Here is a 15,040-nt window from a genome sequence, read left to right as displayed (position 1 = left end):
CGCCGCCGGCCGCCAAGACCCCTAGACTTGGTTTCCCGTGAGCCTGAGCCTGGGAATAGTGGGTTTGCCCAACGTCGGCAAGTCGACCTTGTTCAACGCGCTGACCCGCAACAACGTGGTGGCGGCCAACTATCCGTTCGCGACAATCGAGCCCAACGAGGGCGTCGTGCCGCTGCCCGATCCCCGGCTCGACAAGCTGGCGGAGATGTTCGGTTCCGAGAAGATCGTGCCGGCGCCGGTGACGTTCGTCGACATCGCCGGCATCGTGAAAGGTGCCTCCGAGGGCGCCGGGCTGGGCAACAAGTTCCTGGCCAACATCCGCGAGTGTGACGCGATCTGCCAAGTGGTGCGGGTCTTCTCCGACGACGACGTCGTGCACGTCGATGGCAAGGTCGACCCGGCTTCCGATATCGAGGTGATCGAGACCGAGTTGATCCTGGCGGACATGCAGACCTTGGAGAGGGCCGTCCCGCGGCTGGAGAAAGAGGCCCGCAACATTAAGGACCGCAAGCCCGTACACGAGGCGGCCCTCGCCGCCGAGGCGGTGCTGAACTCGGGTAAGACGCTCTTCGCGGCCGGTGCCGATGTGTCACTACTGCGCGAGCTGAACTTGATGACTACCAAGCCGTTTCTCTACGTGTTCAATGCTGACGAATCCGTGCTGACCGACGATGCCCGCAAGGCCGAGCTGTCCGCGATGGTCGCACCAGCCGACGCGGTGTTCCTCGACGCGAAGATCGAGGCCGAACTGCAGGAGCTGGACGACCTGTCGGCTGCCGAGCTGCTGGAGTCCATCGGCCAAACCGAGCGTGGGCTAGATGCGTTGGCGCGGGCCGGTTTTCATACACTCAAGCTGCAGACCTATCTAACGGCGGGCCCAAAAGAGGCGCGCGCGTGGGTGATTCACCAGGGCGACACCGCACCGAAGGCCGCCGGGGTGATCCACACCGATTTCGAAAAGGGCTTTATCAAGGCCGAAATCGTTTCCTACGACGACCTGGTGGCCGCGGGCTCGATGGCGGCGGCCAAGGCCGCCGGCAAGGTCCGCATGGAGGGTAAGGATTACGTCATGGCCGACGGCGACGTGGTGGAGTTTCGTTTCAACGTCTAGGCCCATCAAAGTCGGGCGGTCCCTTTCGATCGAAGCCGAAAGTCGCCCTCGATCGAGGTCCCGCACTCGGTCGCGACGTTTCACGCGACGGCGTGAGCGATCAGCAGGTGCGGTGCGTTGGCGTCTTCACTGATCTGACGGTGCTCGACTGTAAGGCCGGTGCTGCGCAGCGTGTCGATCACGTCTGGCACCGGACGGAGGTGAAAGCCGTGTCCCGTGAATGGTAGTTTTGCCATCACATTGGGGTCGGCCAGTCCGATGACGAGTCGACCCCGGCTGTTTAACACCCTGGCAAGCTCCGTGAACGCCTTGTCGAGCTCCGCGACGAAGTAGATGGTATTGACCGTAAGGACGCCGTCCAATGCCCCATCGGGGAACGGCAACTGCGTCATGGACCCGGAATACAACGACAGCCGCCCGGTTGCGATGTCGCGGCGGTAGCGCCATGCGGCCTGGCTGAGCATCGTCTCCGACACCTCGACACCATGAACACTGCCCGACGGACCGACACTGTCAAGCAGGAATTTCAGCCCCACTGCGCCACCGAATCCGACATCGGCCACCGCCGATGCTTCACTGGGTTGTAGCGCCCGCGCGGCGGCGCTCACGAAGCGCCGGTTACCCCGATTGAGCGCCGCGCCAACCAGCCGGCCGCGCAAGCCACTCGGATGACCGAGCTGTTTAGCAATACCCGCCATGACCGCGTCCCGGACCCCCACCTCACGACCGTAGAGCACGGATGCTGATGCGGCCCGGCTTTCTAGATGAAGTGGCGGGAGGGTCGGCGACGAGGATGTCCGGTTGGCGGAAGAATATCGTCTATCGTCTCGTGCGTGTGCAGCCAGCAAACGAAGCGCACTCCCGGTAAACGAAAGGGCGACGTTGCCAAGGGATCGTGCCATCGTCTCGACGGCGTAGCTTTGAGTGTGGCAACGGGCTCGCAGGATTGGTTGAAGCCCGTCAAACGCAAGCCGATCTACCCGAGACGCTGCTAGCCAGCGCCCCAGCGGACACTTCCGCCGACAAACGAATCAGTATCGCTTGAGCAATAGGCGTGCCGGCATCCAGACCCTGAAGGGAAGGTCCTGTGGCTGAGGACGCCGATACGTGGCGTTGGGCGATAGCTCAACGCGAGCAATTGCTCAACGTTCTCGCATTCGAGTGCATCGTTTCCGGATTACTCAGGGCGACCGCCGAAGACTTATCGTTCGCTGCGATCCGGTCATCCCTTCGAGCAAGATTGCTGCAACGGCAACTCGGGGGAGTTCCGAAGCAAACGCATAAGAGCAGCCGTGCTGACGGGTCGATGCCGGGGATGGGTGACCGCGCTGAAGCGCCACCAAAAGACCATCCAGTCGAGTCTCTCCCGGTCCCGGCCGCTGGCGACAGCGATGCGGTGCAGTCCGTCGATAACCTGGAAAACCGCCTCAAGGCGCGACAGAGCAAGACGGTCCGTGCACTACTCTTCGCGGCCGACGCGCACAACCGGGCCGCCAAAGTTCACGAGCAAGCGGCTCGCCTGGGGATAGGAGACGCGGCAGCACATCGACAAGCAGCCGACCGACATCGCGCCGCTCAAGCCGAGGCCATCCGCCGCCGCTGGGTGTATCTCACGGCCGCCACCCAAGATCTGATAAGTGATGGCAGCGCCCAGGCATCGCCCACTGACGACGCGGCCTAAGCAGACCGGCCGGCCGACGAACTGGCCGCGGTAGAACTCTTCTCGGGCGCCCTTGTCGGTGGCGGTATTTAGCATTCGGTGCTCAGACACCGAGGAGATCGCATGAAGTTCATTTCGACCCGAATCATCACGTCCGACGTCAGGCGGCTCGTCGGCTTCTACGAGATGGTCACCGGAATCTCTGCGGCGTGGGGAAACGAGTTGTTCGCCGAGATCCCCACCCCGGTCGGCACACTGGCAATCGGCAGCGACGAGACCGTCCCGCTGTTTGGAGACGGCTCCGCCGAAGCGGCAGCCAACCGAAGCGCCATCTTGGAGTTCATCGTCGAGGACGTGGACGCCGAATACGAGCGGCTCCGCCAACACGTGGGCGAAGTGGTGACGCCGCCGACGACGATGCCCTGGGGGAACCGCGCGTTGTTGTTCCGGGATCCGGATGGCAACCTGGTCAACCTGTTCACTCCGGTGACCAAAGAGGCGCGGGCCAAGTTCGGCGTGTGACGGCGCGGCGACGTCCAATCCGAATTGCTACTTGCCGGGATCATCGGCGAGGGAAATTCTTAGGAGATGGCGACTGGAAAGCGGGCGGTGCGGTGGTCAACGAGCGCGATGGTGCGCGGCGCGCTGGCGCTCTCTGCTCTCGGTCTAACCGGCGGCGTTGTCGCACAAGCGGCCCCGGCCCTGCCGCCTACCGGTCACTGGTGCCCGGGTGACCCGTGGAACCCGGCGTGGGGGAAAGTCTCGGACTGGGATTGGAATCAGTGCCACGACTGGCAACACCCGGGCGGCCCGTCCGGCCCGGCGGGGTGGGGGCCCTGGGGACCTCCGCCGGCATGGGCTCCGCCGCAGCCACCACAACCGGCCTGGGCGCCAGGGGCGCAAATGATGTGGAATCCGACCGGCGCCGGTAACTGGGGAATCTGGAACAACGGAGTATGGACTCCGATCTGACCGAAGATCGGTGATTCCCAGGAACTAGGCAGCGAACAGCGGCCTTTGACGGGTCGAAAGGGCTGGCCGCCCCGCGCTAGGGTGAGCTGTGGCCGCCGAGGACCGCCCCGAATCGTTCGCTGGGCTGGAACGGCAGGCTCGCGCGCTCGATCAGCGGGAAGAAGCGCTCGCCCGCCACGAGGCCGACCTCAGGCGACGCGAATTCCAGGCGGGCAGAAGAGACCGGATCGCTGACCAGCGCGAACAAATTGCAGACGACCGCGAACGGGCGGCCGACGACCGAGAGAAGCGCGCGGACGAACGCGAGGGCACGGCCGCGGAGCGCGAACGTGAGCGGCTGCGCCGCGCGGACGAACGGGGGAAGCGTCTGCGGGCCCGGGCGAAGCGGGAGCAGGCCGACGTCGACCGTGAGACGGCGCGAAGCGAACGTGGGAGCGACCCCGCTTAGTCGGGTAATCGCTGGGCAGCGCTGCCGGGAAGCGACAATCTCCGGCATCGCTGAAGCGCGTGTATGTTGCCGCGGAAAATATATCGATGCGTAATCAGTTTGCTTCATGTGCGGCGCAAATCATTGGCTGCCAGGAGAATGACGTGCGCCACAAATTTTGGTTCGCGATAATTGGTATTGCTAACCTCGCTGCCCATGGTCGTTATTGCAACATTGATGTCGTTGATCAGCCAGGTCTCCGGCACGCCGTATATTTCCGGTGGAGATTCTCCCGCCGGTACCGATTGTTCGGGTCTTGCGTCGTGGATTGCGAATGCAGCGACTGACAGGCCCGTTTTTGGTAGTCGATTCAACACAGGAAACGAAGAGGGTGCATTGCTGGCGCGCGGCTTCCAATACGGAACCGCCCCCAATGCAGTAGTCATCGGTTGGAACGGTGGCCACACCGCGGTGACACTGCCGGATGGAACTTCTGTCTCCAGCGGAGAGCGTGGCGGAGTGCACATCGGTGGTGCGGGTGCCTACCAGGCCGGATTCACTCACCACATGTTCCTTCCGGTGGCACCGGACGAAGGCGGGCCGCCCCCGCCGGATGCGCCGCCTCCGCCGGCGCCGGATGCTCCGCCGCCCCTGCCAGATGCTCCGCCTCCGCCGGCGCCGGACCTCCCGCCGCCACCGCCGGCCGTTTTGATCGACGCTCAGGCTCCTGCGGACCCGCCTGCGCCGGGCGTCTGACATACCTTTATTCCGTCAGTGCTGGGAATTGCGAATCTGTAACAAACAGAGCGCGGACTGCACGCAAGAATGGAAAGGTTTTTCTGTGCTGTGGGTCGCGCCGATCCCGACATTCCGCGGAATAGTGAGATACCGCCGCAGACCACTAGATTGTGAGCTACATCACTAACGCGGGAATTATGGTACGGCCTAAGTGTGCCTATGCGTCATTTTGTGACGCATAGGCACACTTTGCTCTAACCTTTACCCAAGCAAACTACGTCCGGCGTGCTGGCCGCTGGAGGCTGCCGCGGCGCCCACCGCGGGCCGGATAGGCTGGCGCTGCCCGCCGAGATCGGGCGGGCGTAACTTAAGCAGCGAACCGAGGCGGGGGCGCAATGATCTTCATCGTCGTCAAGTTCGAGACCAAACCCGAGTGGAGCGACCGCTGGCAAGAACTCGTCGCATCGTTCACCGCGGCGACCCGCGCCGAGGAAGGAAACCTGTGGTTCGAGTGGGCGCGCAGCCTGGACAATCCGGCTGAGTACGTCTTGGTGGAAGCGTTCCGCGACGATGAGGCGGGCGGCATCCACGTCAACAGCGACCATTTCAAGCGGGCGATGCAAGAGCTTCCGCAGGCGCTGAAGTCCACGCCCAAGATCATCAACCAGACCATCGATGCCACGGGCTGGTCGGAGATGGGCGAATTGGCGATCGACTAGCCCTCGGCTAGTCGATCGCAATCTCGATCTCGTCGCCCAGGGCGTAGCCCGGTGTCAGCGGAAGCTTGTCACCGCTCCAGAACGATCCCGGGTCGAAGTAGTTGTAGTACTTCTCCGTGGTGAGCAAACCCATCTCCTCGTAGGTGATTGCCACCGTCTCCGCGCAGTACGCCGCTTCCAGGCCGAGTCGCTGGCGCTCTTTGCGTCGCTCCGTCGACTCGCGAACTTTCGTGTCCACCAAGGGGATTCCTCGCAACCAGTCGTAGGCGTTCGGCAGCCGGCCACGCAGCCACCGGCCGGTCAGGCGCATGGTGGTGGGGAACGCGGTGCCGTCCATCCGGGCGATGACGCGCAGCAGCTTGTTTTCTTGCTCGCGATTGGCCGGTGGAGTGAGCTGGCGTAGCCAGCACCGCTGATGGTAGCGCTGTGACCAATGCAACACGGATTGCGCAAGATCGTTGAGTTGCACGCCACGATGATTCGTTCCCGTCCACAGATCGATAAGCTTGTCACCCAGTTCGGCGTGCCAGATCAACGGCGGCAAGTCGTCGATCGCCACGGTCATGCCGACGTGGTTCACCGGGCTGTTGGTCAACGTTTGGATGGCGCGGTCGGGTCCGGAACCTCCGCGAAACAGCCACAGATCACCGGTCCGGGTCTCTTCGAGCGCTTGGTTCAAGGTGAGCATCGTCGTGTAAGTCCGTTCGCCGCTGCCGCTTTCGCCGATGTTCGTCGCCAATATGACCCCGGCGGTACGTCGAGCATGATGCGTTGCCGTACTTCTCGGGCACACAAGTCAACCACAACCGGGGCATAACGACTCGGCGGCGCATAGCCTGGTTTTATGCGCAATGTGTGGAAGTGGTTGGGACTGGCCGGTGCGGCCGGCGTCGTTGCCGGCGGTGTGCTGGTTGTTCGCGACCAACGCAAACGGCGTGCATACACCCCGGACGAGGTCCGCGATCGCCTGCATCAGCGGTTGGCCGAATACAACGGGGAAGGCGCTCAGCCCGATTCTGGATCGGCCGGGGCCTGGACGGCGAACAACCGATAGGTGCCCGAAAAGCCCTTCAGCTCCACATTGCGGCCGTCGTCGAACCGGATGCCATCGCAATCGGAAAGCGCGTCTCGCACCGGCTGACTCACCAGAATCTGGCCGCCGACCGCCTGTGCGGCGACGCGTGCCGCCATTGCGACGTTGCGGCCGAACAGGTCATCGCCACGACGCACCGAACGTCCCATGTGGATGCCGATCCGCACTCGAATCTCCTCGCGCCGCTTGCGATTCGCATCCCTGCGCAACGCGTCCTGCAGATCGATACCGCACCGCACCGCTTGTTCGGCGCGAGCGAACGCGATCATGAATCCGTCGCCCTGACTCTTCACCACGTGACCGGAGCGTCGCTGCACCAGATCCGAGACCAGCTTGTCGTGCGAGCTGATCAGCTTGACCCAGGCCCGGTCACCGATCTTCTCGTTGAGTTTGGTGGACTCCTCGATGTCGGAGAACAAGATGACCACCCGGCCGTCCGGGGTGACGCGGGCGAGGTCGGGTCGCTCCACTTCGGCCCAGTCCGCCAGATCTTCGATGCTGCTGCGCACCACCGCGCCGAAACCTTCCTTGCGCATCAGGTTGGCGGTGTTCCAGACCCGTTTGACGGCCTCGCGGCCCCCCGACAGCAACTGAGTGCGGGCGTCGGCCCGCTGTCGCATCTCGTCGAGCTCTTGCTGACTACGCACGAGCAACCGCCACAGGACGATCAGCGCGACGCCTTCGATCGCGGCAATTCCGGCCAGGATGTAGACCGTGAGGTGCAGCGCGTCAGCCATGCCGGTCATCCTTTCAAGGCCGGGTCCACCCAGGTTGTCGGCCCTATCGGCAGTGTCTAGTGTTGACTCCGCCAGCCGCGGGTAGTGATCTCAAGTGAGCCCGGATCGGGTGACTTTCGGGAGGAGCGGTTTTGGTCGAGGACGACAGTAACCCATCTGACCTGCTGGTGATCTTCGGAATCACCGGTGATTTGGCGCGGAAGATGACATTCCGGGCGTTGTACCGGCTCGAGCGCCGCGACATGCTGGATCACCCGATCGTGGGTGTGGCCAGTGACGACCTCACGATCGAGCAGCTGCAGGAGCGGGCACGCGACGCCATCAAGGCATCGGGCGAGGCGTTCGACGAGGCCGTGTTCGACCGCCTGGCGAACCGGCTGTCTTACCTGCACGGCGACGTCACCGACGCCGGTCTCTACAAGCAGCTCGCCAAGAAGATCCCTTCGGGTTCCCACCCGCTCTACTACCTGGAAATGCCGCCGGCCTTATTCGCGCCCATCGTGGAGAACCTCGCGAAAGCCGACCTGCTGGAGCGCGCCCGGGTCGCCGTGGAGAAGCCGTTCGGCCATGACCTGGCCTCGGCCCGCGATCTCAACGAGCGCCTGCGCGCTGTGCTCGACGAAGACCAAATCTTGCGTGTGGACCACTTTTTGGGCAAACAGCCCGTCGAAGAATTGCAGTACCTACGGTTCGCCAACCAGGCGCTCGCCAAGCTGTGGGACCGCGACAGCATTTCCGAGATCCACATCACCATGGCCGAGGACTTCGGCATCGAGGACCGCGGGAAGTTCTACGACGCCGTGGGCACACTTCGCGATGTCGTGCAAAACCACCTGCTGCAGGTGCTTGCACTGGTCGCCATGGAGCCCCCGGTGGGCGCGGGGGCCGACGACCTGAATGACAAGAAAGCCGAGGTTTTCCGAGCGATGCCCGCGCTGGACCCGCAACGTTGCGTCCGCGGGCAGTACCGCGGCTACACCGAGGTGGCCGGTGTGGCCAAGGATTCCACCACCGAGACCTATATCGCGTTGCGCACCGAGATCGACAATTGGCGCTGGGCCGGTGTGCCGATCTTTTTGCGGGCCGGAAAGGCGTTGCCGGAGAAGGTAACCGAGGTCCGGATGTTCCTGCACCACGTCCCGGGCTTTTCATTCCTGCCCAACCGGCGGCCGCCCGAGTGCAACCAGATAGTGCTGCGCATCGACCCGGATCCCGGGATGCGGCTGCAGTTGTCCGCCCAGGCCCGCGATTCATGGCACGACGTCCACTTGGATTCGTCGTTCGCCGAAGATCTCGGCGAACCGGTCCGGCCTTACGAGCGGTTGCTCTACGCCGCGTTCAACGGCGATCACCAGTTGTTCGCCCGCGAAGATGCCATCGAGGAGACGTGGCGCATCGTGCAGCCCGTGCTGGATAAGCCGGGACGTATTCACCATTACGACCAGGGCTCGTGGGGACCCGATGCCGCACAAGCGCTGGTGCGCGGCCACCACAGCTGGCACGAGCCGTGGCTGCCGCCTAGCAAGCCGAGCGAACAGTAAGGAGACTGGCACGATGCAGCTTGGGATGATCGGCCTCGGCCGGATGGGCGCGAACATCGTGCGCCGCGTCGCAAAGGGCGGACACGAATGCGTGGTCTACGACCACAACCCCGACGCGGTCAAGGCGATGGCGGGGGAGGAGAAAACCACCGGAGTCGGCTCGCTGCGGGAGCTCGCCGAGAAGCTGACGGCACCGCGGGTCGTCTGGGTCATGGTGCCGGCGGGAACCATCACGACGGGTGTCATCGAGGAACTGGCCAAGACGCTGGAATCGGGCGACATCGTCATCGACGGTGGCAACTCCTACTACCGCGACGACATCCGCCACGCGAAAACCCTGTCGGAGAAGGGCATTCACCTACTCGATTGCGGCACCAGCGGCGGTGTGTGGGGCCGGGAACGCGGTTACTGCCTGATGATCGGCGGCGACGACGAGGCCTTCCTGCACGCCGAACCGATCTTCGCCACCGTCGCACCGGGCGTCGACGCCGCGGCCCGCACGCCGGGTCGCGACGGCGAGGTCGCGCGGTCGGAGCAGGGTTACCTCCACTGCGGACCCTCCGGCGCCGGACACTTCGTCAAGATGGTGCACAACGGCATCGAGTACGGAATGATGGCCTCGCTGGCCGAGGGGCTGAACATCCTGCGCAATGCCGACATCGGCAAGCACATGCAGGAAAGTGACGCCGAAACCGCGCCGCTCGAGCACCCCGAGTTCTACCAGTACGACTTCGACATTCCAGAGGTCGCCGAGGTGTGGCGGCGCGGCAGCGTCATCGGCTCTTGGCTCCTGGACCTGACGGCGATCGCGCTGCACGACTCGCCCGACCTCAAGGAGTTCTCCGGCCGGGTCTCGGACTCCGGGGAGGGCCGGTGGACCGCCATCGCGGCAATCGACGAGGGCGTCCCGTCGCCGGTGCTGACCACCGCGCTGCAGTCCCGCTTCGCCTCGCGTTCACTGGACGACTTCGCCAACAAGGCGCTCTCGGCGATGCGCAAGCAATTCGGCGGGCACGCGGAGAAGCCGGCTAACTAACCGGCGATCGCGAGAGCGGCGGCGCCAGGCGAAGTGGCTCGCCGCGATCAGCTAGCGGCGGTTGACGAATGCGACCACCGCGTCGCTGAATGCGTCGTTGTCGTCACCGGCCGCGGTGTGCCCTGCGTTGGACAGCTCGACGAATTCGGCGCGCGGCACGGTGGCCAGGAAGTGCCGAACGCCTTCGGGGCTCACCACGTCGGACAGCTTGCCGCGGATCAGCAACACCGGGATCCTCAGGTTCTTGGCGGCCTGTTCGAAGCTCTCGGTGCGCAGTTCGGGATCGTCGCCGGGCTTGGTCATGAACGCGGGGTCCCAATGCCAATACCAGCGGCCGTCGCGCAGGCGCAGGTTCTTCTTCAGCCCCTCGGGACTGCGCGGCTTGCTTCGGTAGGGCAGGTAGGAGGCGACGGCGTCGGCGGCCTGCTCCAGCGACTCGAAGCCGTCGAGTCCGCTGATCATGAATTCGCGGATGCGGGCGCTGCCGCCCTTTTCGAATCGGGGGACCACGTCGACGAGCACCAACCGGGTCACCTTCGCGGGACCGGCTCGGTGAGCGGCGAGAATGCCGGTCAGCCCGCCCATGCTGGCCCCGATGATCGTCACGGGCCGCCCGATCGTGTCCAGCACCCGCATGACATCGGCCGTCAGCGTCTCGATTTCATAGTCGCCGTCGGGCGAGCGTGCGCTGTCGCCGTGTCCCCGCGAATCCAGCGCCACCACATGCAGGCCCTCATCGGCCAGTGTCTGGCCGGTGTTTTTCCAGGAAAACCGGTTCTGGCCGCCTCCGTGCAACATCAGAATGCTCGGTCGTCCGGCGCCGTCGGAGCCGCGATTCCACTCGTCCGCGACCAGGGTGAGTCCCTTGACGCCGGCAAACTCAACCGTCTCGGGGCTGCTGCTGACGGTGCTCATGCGAACTGACGTTACATAGGCCGGTTAAGAACTGTGCCGCGGGTGGACGACCCGGTGAGTTTTCGTCGGTCACGGGGTCTATCAAGGGCAGAGACCCACGAGCCGTCAAGGAGGCCCCGGACATGCCATCGATCACCCCGTCGTTGTGGTTCGACGACAACCTGGAGGAGGCCGCCAGGTTCTACACCTCGGTGTTTCCCAACTCCCACATCGAGGGTTTCAACCAGACCACCGACGCCGGGCCCGGCGAACCCGGCACGGTCCTGTCCGGCAGCTTCGTGCTGGACGGCACCCGGTTCATCGGGATCAACGGCGGTCCGCACTTCCAATTCACCGAAGCGGTGTCGTTCACGATCCACTGCAAGGACCAGGACGAGGTCGACTACTACTGGGAGCGGCTGACCGACGGCGGTGAAGAATCGCAATGCGGCTGGCTCAAAGACCGTTTCGGGATGAGCTGGCAAATCGTCCCCGACCGGCTCTACGAACTGATCAGCGATCCCGATCGCACGCGGGCGGCGGCGGCTACCAACGCGATGTATGGCATGCGCAAGATCGTCATCGCCGAGCTGGAGCGAGCCGCCGCGCTGCAACGGTGAAAACCGCTCTCACAGCGTCGGTTTGACTCTGCATCCACCAGCGTCGGTGCGTTGTGGGGCCGCACAGGTTAGGTTGATCCCTGCGGAGACGTCGAGCAGGGAGTGGACATGGCTGAACCAGGCTGGATCGACGTGACCGGCTCTGCGGGGGACCTCAAGGCCCTCACCTGGGGGCCGAAAGACGGTCCGATCGCGCTGTGTCTGCATGGCTTCCCCGACACGCCCTACGGCTGGCGCAAGATCGCCCCCCGACTCGCCGAGGCGGGGTGGCGGGTGGTCGCGCCGTTCATGCGCGGATACGCGCCGTCGTCGATCCCGGTCGACGGCAGCTATCAGGTGGGCGCGCTGATGGACGACGCGCTGCGGGTGCGGTCGGCGGCGGGCGGGACCGAGGACGACGTGATCATCGGCCACGACTGGGGTGCGATCGCCGGAACGGGCCTGGCCGCCATGCCCGACAGTCCGTTCACCAAGGCGGTGATCATGTCGGTTCCGCCATTGGCGGCCTTCGGGCGGCGCGGCGGTGGTGCGGGCGAGCGCGGCAGGCTGGCCGCCCATGTGGCGCGGCAGGTGTTTCGCAGCTGGTACATCATGTACTTCCAATTGCCTTGGCTGCCTGAGCGTTCCGCGTCCTGGGTGGTGCCCCTGTTGTGGCGGCGGTGGTCGCCCGGCTATCGCGCCGACGAGGACTTGCGTCACGTCGACGCCGCGATCGGAGCGCCTGCGAGCTGGCGAGCGGCGCTGGGCCCGTACCGCGCCACCATTCGCAACACCCGACCGTCGGCGCAGTATGCCCGACTGAACGAGTTGTGGACGGAAGAACCCGTGCTGCCGTGCCTGTACCTGCACGGCCGCGACGACGGTTGCATGACACCGGCTTTCGCACGCTGGGCCGAAAAGGTGTTGCCGGCGGGCAGTGAGGTCGGCATCGTCGAACACGCCGGCCACTTCCTACAGCTCGAACAACCCGACAAGGTCGCCGACCTGGTGCTCGGGTTCATCGGCTCACCCGGCTGACGCCGTGGCTCGGGCCGGGTCGGGGCACCGGATGGCTGCCGTCGATGCGCAGTTCTACTGGATGTCGGCCAAGATCCCCAGCGACGAGTTCCTGCTATATGCATTCGACGGTGAACCGGAGGATTACGCGCGTACCATCCTCCAACTCTGCCGCCGGGCCAACGCCGAGCCGGCACTGAGCATGCGAGTGCGGGACCTTGGCCCGTTGCGCTACCCGCAGTGGGTACCGACGGATGTCACGCCGTCGCAGGTGGTGAGCCACGAGCTTGCCGAGCCCAGCTGGGACGGCGTTCTGGCGACTGTCGCCCGCCTTGCCGACGACCAACTCGACGTCCGCCGGGTGGCCTGGCGTCTGCACGTCTTCACCCCGGTGCGGGGCATTCCACGCGTCAGCGCGGCGGGAACCGTCGCGGTGCTGCAGGTCGCACACGCGCTGGCCGACGGCGCCCGCTCCGCGGCGATGGCGGCGTGGCTGTTCGGCCGGCCCGGCGCCGTGCCCGAGGTGCGCGAACCACGGCCGGGTTTTCTGCCCTGGCGAGCCGCCCAGGCGGCTCGCGCCCATCGCCGGCGCGAGCGCGACATCCGCGCGGGTCTGCTGCCGCCCGGCGCCGGGTCGCGTCCGCTGCTGCCGACGAATGCGCGACCCGAGGGCGCCCGCGCGGTACGTACGTTAGTACGACACCGTTCGCAGTTGCCGGGTCCCACTGTCACCGTCGGCGTGCTGGGCGCGGTATCGCAGGCCCTGTCCAATCTGCTTGGTGAGCAATGCGATTCACTGGGTGCCGAGGTTCCGATGGCCAAACCCGGTAATCCGCGGGCGCACAACCACTTCGGCAACGTCGTGGTGGGGCTGTATCCCAACCTCGGGCCAGACGCGCGCGCCGAGCGGATCGCGGCCGATTTGGCCAACGGCCGGTGCCGTTTCCAGCACCCGGCCACCCTGGCCGCCGACCGTGCGTTCGCGGCGGTGCCGGCCGGGCTGCTGCGTTGGGGCATTAGGCAATTCGATGTGCAGGAGCGCGCGACTCAGGTGTCGGGCAACACCGTGGTGTCCAGCGTGAACCGGGGGCCGGCCGATCTGAGCTTCGGCGGTGCCCGGGTGGTGCTGACGTCGGGATACCCGGCGCTGTCGCCGATGATGGGGTTGACCCACGGGGTGCACGGCATCGGTGACACCATCGCGATCAGCGTGCACGCGGCGGCGTCAGCACTGCCCGACATCGATGCCTACCTGGCGCTGATCGACGCGGCGCTGTAGCTATTGCGCATCGCCGGCTCTGGCCGCTTGCTCGCGGGTCAGGCCGGCGGCACCAATCAGCTCTTCGTGCAGCTCGAACCACACCGTGTGGTAGGAGTCGATCAACGGCCGCGTCAGCCAGACTGTCTCGCCCGCCCTCACTTTGTCCAGTGCCGCAGCCAGTTTCGCCGCGTAGGTGCTCAGCCGCGGCAGTTGCGCGGCGGCGGCCGCGATGATCGGCATCGTGCGGGCGTGCACGTCGTCGAGGCGGGCCAACACCGCGCCGTCATAGTCGGCGTCGTCGTGGGCATTGGGAACGCCGTCGGGTCCGCCCTTGAGCTGCCAATCCGTCACCAGACGCTTGAAATCGGCATTGACGGCGCGGAAGTCGTCGTAGGCGGCAGCCATGACGGCCGGGTCGATATCCTCGCGCTCCTCGGCGAGTAACGCCGCGAGCCTTTCGCTGCCGCTAGCGGTGATCCGCAAGGTCGCGCCTTCGGTCAGCAATCCCGCCGCGGTCAACTGCTCGATGACGGGGGTGATGTCGCCAAGGTCCGCGCCCAACGTCGCCGCGAGGTCGGCGGGATTGACCCGGCCCTTGAGCCGAACACCTTGCAGCACCGCCAATTCAGTCATGAACCGGGCCCCGATGTCACGCGAAGCGCGGTGAAAATCACGATCAAGGGCGTCGCCGAAATCACGTCCCCATGCCCGCCGTCCAGCGTGGCGCGCACCGCGGCCTCTGAGTTGTCGTCCAATCGCACGTGCTCGCCGGCGGAGTGTGCACGCAGCGGACTGATCCGCCGGGCGATGTCGGCCAGCTCGCGCAGTTCCGGTGTATCGTCCTCAGCCCACGCGGACAGGCTCAGGTTGCTTTCGCGCACTTCGCCTTCGGCGCCGTCGACAGTGATGTCGTTGCCGGCCAGCGCTGCGGTGACTCCGCGGCCGCAGCCCACCACCGGCACCCGGCCCAGTTCGCGGCTGACCACCGCCGCATGGCTGAACGCGCCGCCGACCTCGATGCCGTGGCCCTTGTTGCCCAGTAGCTCCCGCGGGTGGCTCGACGTGCCGTCCAGCAACACCACGGAGTGCTTGAAAGGCGCGGACCCACGGCCGCTTGACGCATTGCAGTGGGCGCTACCTCGTGCGGTGCCAGCCGTGGTGCACCCCCTCGTGGTGTTGCTACTGATCGGGCCGATGTCGGAACGCCCGCCATGTTCCCACACCGGCCAGCGAAT

The 15,040-nt window shown here is 65.4% G+C and carries 18 protein-coding genes and 1 pseudogene; 13 read left to right on the top strand and 6 right to left on the bottom strand.

Going from position 1 to position 15,040, the window contains the following annotated elements; translation table 11 throughout:
• Positions 1-37 precede the first annotated feature (37 nt).
• Complete coding sequence (gene ychF, locus AC5Y4F_RS02315; protein ID WP_067935085.1) at positions 38-1,111, top strand: redox-regulated ATPase YchF; 1,074 nt, start codon at positions 38-40, stop codon at positions 1,109-1,111.
• Positions 1,112-1,191: 80 nt separating this feature from the next.
• Here ychF and AC5Y4F_RS02310 read toward each other — a convergent pair whose 3' ends face one another.
• A complete protein-coding gene (locus AC5Y4F_RS02310; protein WP_499995751.1) occupies positions 1,192-1,809 on the bottom strand; it encodes a methyltransferase domain-containing protein in 618 nt (205 codons plus the stop codon).
• A gap of 389 nt (positions 1,810-2,198) precedes the next feature.
• Here AC5Y4F_RS02310 and AC5Y4F_RS02305 point away from each other — a divergent pair, with 389 nt between their 5' ends.
• The 6 genes from AC5Y4F_RS02305 (at position 2,199) to AC5Y4F_RS02280 (ending at position 5,627) form a co-directional block, all read left to right on the top strand.
• A complete protein-coding gene (locus AC5Y4F_RS02305; protein ID WP_499994938.1) occupies positions 2,199-2,792 on the top strand; it encodes a hypothetical protein in 594 nt (197 codons plus the stop codon).
• Positions 2,793-2,894: 102 nt separating this feature from the next.
• On the top strand, positions 2,895-3,293 hold the full coding sequence (locus AC5Y4F_RS02300; protein WP_499994937.1) for a VOC family protein: 399 nt from the start codon (positions 2,895-2,897) through the stop codon (positions 3,291-3,293).
• A gap of 66 nt (positions 3,294-3,359) precedes the next feature.
• Positions 3,360-3,743 carry an Mtp family mycobacterial-type pilin gene (locus tag AC5Y4F_RS02295; RefSeq protein ID WP_082947630.1) on the top strand — a complete coding sequence of 128 codons (384 nt, stop codon included), beginning with the start codon at positions 3,360-3,362 and terminating at the stop codon, positions 3,741-3,743.
• Positions 3,744-3,831: 88 nt separating this feature from the next.
• Complete coding sequence (locus AC5Y4F_RS02290; RefSeq protein ID WP_499994935.1) at positions 3,832-4,191, top strand: hypothetical protein; 360 nt, start codon at positions 3,832-3,834, stop codon at positions 4,189-4,191.
• A 195-nt stretch (positions 4,192-4,386) separates the two neighbouring features.
• Positions 4,387-4,926, top strand: coding sequence for a peptidoglycan endopeptidase (locus AC5Y4F_RS02285; protein ID WP_499994934.1), 540 nt, complete (start codon positions 4,387-4,389; stop codon positions 4,924-4,926).
• A gap of 377 nt (positions 4,927-5,303) precedes the next feature.
• The gene (locus AC5Y4F_RS02280; RefSeq protein WP_499994932.1) at positions 5,304-5,627 is read left to right on the top strand and encodes a putative quinol monooxygenase; all 324 of its coding nucleotides are present in this window, start codon (positions 5,304-5,306) and stop codon (positions 5,625-5,627) included.
• A gap of 7 nt (positions 5,628-5,634) precedes the next feature.
• Here the strand turns inward: AC5Y4F_RS02280 and AC5Y4F_RS02275 are convergent, their stop codons facing one another.
• Positions 5,635-6,315 carry a guanylate cyclase gene (locus tag AC5Y4F_RS02275; RefSeq protein ID WP_499994931.1) on the bottom strand — a complete coding sequence of 227 codons (681 nt, stop codon included), beginning with the start codon at positions 6,313-6,315 and terminating at the stop codon, positions 5,635-5,637.
• Positions 6,316-6,471: 156 nt separating this feature from the next.
• Here AC5Y4F_RS02275 and AC5Y4F_RS02270 point away from each other — a divergent pair, with 156 nt between their 5' ends.
• On the top strand, positions 6,472-6,681 hold the full coding sequence (locus AC5Y4F_RS02270; protein WP_082947633.1) for a hypothetical protein: 210 nt from the start codon (positions 6,472-6,474) through the stop codon (positions 6,679-6,681).
• Here AC5Y4F_RS02270 and AC5Y4F_RS02265 read toward each other — a convergent pair.
• The gene (locus tag AC5Y4F_RS02265; RefSeq protein WP_067935098.1) at positions 6,633-7,466 is read right to left on the bottom strand and encodes an adenylate/guanylate cyclase domain-containing protein; all 834 of its coding nucleotides are present in this window, start codon (positions 7,464-7,466) and stop codon (positions 6,633-6,635) included. The two genes, AC5Y4F_RS02270 and AC5Y4F_RS02265, sit on opposite strands and share 49 nt — an antisense overlap.
• A gap of 122 nt (positions 7,467-7,588) precedes the next feature.
• Between AC5Y4F_RS02265 and AC5Y4F_RS02260 the strand changes: the two genes are divergently transcribed.
• The gene (locus AC5Y4F_RS02260) at positions 7,589-8,998 is read left to right on the top strand and encodes a glucose-6-phosphate dehydrogenase (RefSeq protein ID WP_067935099.1); all 1,410 of its coding nucleotides are present in this window, start codon (positions 7,589-7,591) and stop codon (positions 8,996-8,998) included.
• A gap of 13 nt (positions 8,999-9,011) precedes the next feature.
• Complete coding sequence (gnd, locus tag AC5Y4F_RS02255) at positions 9,012-10,034, top strand: phosphogluconate dehydrogenase (NAD(+)-dependent, decarboxylating) (protein WP_067935103.1); 1,023 nt, start codon at positions 9,012-9,014, stop codon at positions 10,032-10,034.
• 51 nt (positions 10,035-10,085) lie between these two features.
• On the opposite strand, the gene AC5Y4F_RS02250 is transcribed toward gnd, so the two are convergent.
• Entirely contained in the window at positions 10,086-10,949 is an 864-nt protein-coding gene (locus AC5Y4F_RS02250; RefSeq protein WP_067935110.1) for an alpha/beta fold hydrolase, read from the bottom strand.
• Between the two features lie 122 nt (positions 10,950-11,071).
• On the opposite strand from AC5Y4F_RS02250, the gene AC5Y4F_RS02245 reads away from it, so the two are divergent.
• From AC5Y4F_RS02245 to AC5Y4F_RS02235, 3 genes are all read left to right on the top strand, one after another.
• A complete protein-coding gene (locus AC5Y4F_RS02245; RefSeq protein ID WP_067935112.1) occupies positions 11,072-11,548 on the top strand; it encodes a VOC family protein in 477 nt (158 codons plus the stop codon).
• Between the two features lie 108 nt (positions 11,549-11,656).
• Positions 11,657-12,565 (top strand): alpha/beta fold hydrolase, encoded by a 909-nt coding sequence (locus AC5Y4F_RS02240; protein WP_067935391.1) that lies wholly within the window; start codon positions 11,657-11,659, stop codon positions 12,563-12,565.
• Positions 12,566-12,596: 31 nt separating this feature from the next.
• Entirely contained in the window at positions 12,597-13,823 is a 1,227-nt protein-coding gene (locus AC5Y4F_RS02235) for a WS/DGAT domain-containing protein (RefSeq protein WP_067935113.1), read from the top strand.
• Here AC5Y4F_RS02235 and AC5Y4F_RS02230 read toward each other — a convergent pair whose 3' ends face one another.
• Positions 13,824-14,438 (bottom strand): hypothetical protein, encoded by a 615-nt coding sequence (locus AC5Y4F_RS02230; protein WP_067935115.1) that lies wholly within the window; start codon positions 14,436-14,438, stop codon positions 13,824-13,826.
• Positions 14,435-14,827 (bottom strand): annotated as a pseudogene (locus tag AC5Y4F_RS02225) (PEP-utilizing enzyme); the annotation flags it as partial. The pseudogene AC5Y4F_RS02225 and the gene AC5Y4F_RS02230, both read right to left, overlap by 4 nt.
• Positions 14,828-15,040: the final 213 nt, after the last annotated feature.

This window comes from Mycobacterium sp. NGS56 (assembly GCF_059812425.1).
Note: the sequence above shows the minus strand (reverse complement) of the source record. Positions and strands in the feature narration are given on the sequence as shown.

Coding starts and splice junctions, on each gene's coding strand:
- AC5Y4F_RS02270 (WP_082947633.1), top strand. CDS start 6,472: ATGCGCAATGTGTGGAAGTGGTTGGGACTGGCCGGTGCGGCCGGCGTC.
- AC5Y4F_RS02245 (WP_067935112.1), top strand. CDS start 11,072: ATGCCATCGATCACCCCGTCGTTGTGGTTCGACGACAACCTGGAGGAG.
- AC5Y4F_RS02250 (WP_067935110.1), bottom strand. CDS start 10,949: ATGAGCACCGTCAGCAGCAGCCCCGAGACGGTTGAGTTTGCCGGCGTC.
- AC5Y4F_RS02275 (WP_499994931.1), bottom strand. CDS start 6,315: ATGCTCACCTTGAACCAAGCGCTCGAAGAGACCCGGACCGGTGATCTG.
- AC5Y4F_RS02310 (WP_499995751.1), bottom strand. CDS start 1,809: ATGGCGGGTATTGCTAAACAGCTCGGTCATCCGAGTGGCTTGCGCGGC.
- AC5Y4F_RS02265 (WP_067935098.1), bottom strand. CDS start 7,466: ATGACCGGCATGGCTGACGCGCTGCACCTCACGGTCTACATCCTGGCC.
- AC5Y4F_RS02295 (WP_082947630.1), top strand. CDS start 3,360: ATGGCGACTGGAAAGCGGGCGGTGCGGTGGTCAACGAGCGCGATGGTG.
- AC5Y4F_RS02285 (WP_499994934.1), top strand. CDS start 4,387: ATGGTCGTTATTGCAACATTGATGTCGTTGATCAGCCAGGTCTCCGGC.
- AC5Y4F_RS02300 (WP_499994937.1), top strand. CDS start 2,895: ATGAAGTTCATTTCGACCCGAATCATCACGTCCGACGTCAGGCGGCTC.
- gnd (WP_067935103.1), top strand. CDS start 9,012: ATGCAGCTTGGGATGATCGGCCTCGGCCGGATGGGCGCGAACATCGTG.
- AC5Y4F_RS02280 (WP_499994932.1), top strand. CDS start 5,304: ATGATCTTCATCGTCGTCAAGTTCGAGACCAAACCCGAGTGGAGCGAC.
- AC5Y4F_RS02230 (WP_067935115.1), bottom strand. CDS start 14,438: ATGACTGAATTGGCGGTGCTGCAAGGTGTTCGGCTCAAGGGCCGGGTC.
- AC5Y4F_RS02235 (WP_067935113.1), top strand. CDS start 12,597: ATGGCTGCCGTCGATGCGCAGTTCTACTGGATGTCGGCCAAGATCCCC.
- AC5Y4F_RS02240 (WP_067935391.1), top strand. CDS start 11,657: ATGGCTGAACCAGGCTGGATCGACGTGACCGGCTCTGCGGGGGACCTC.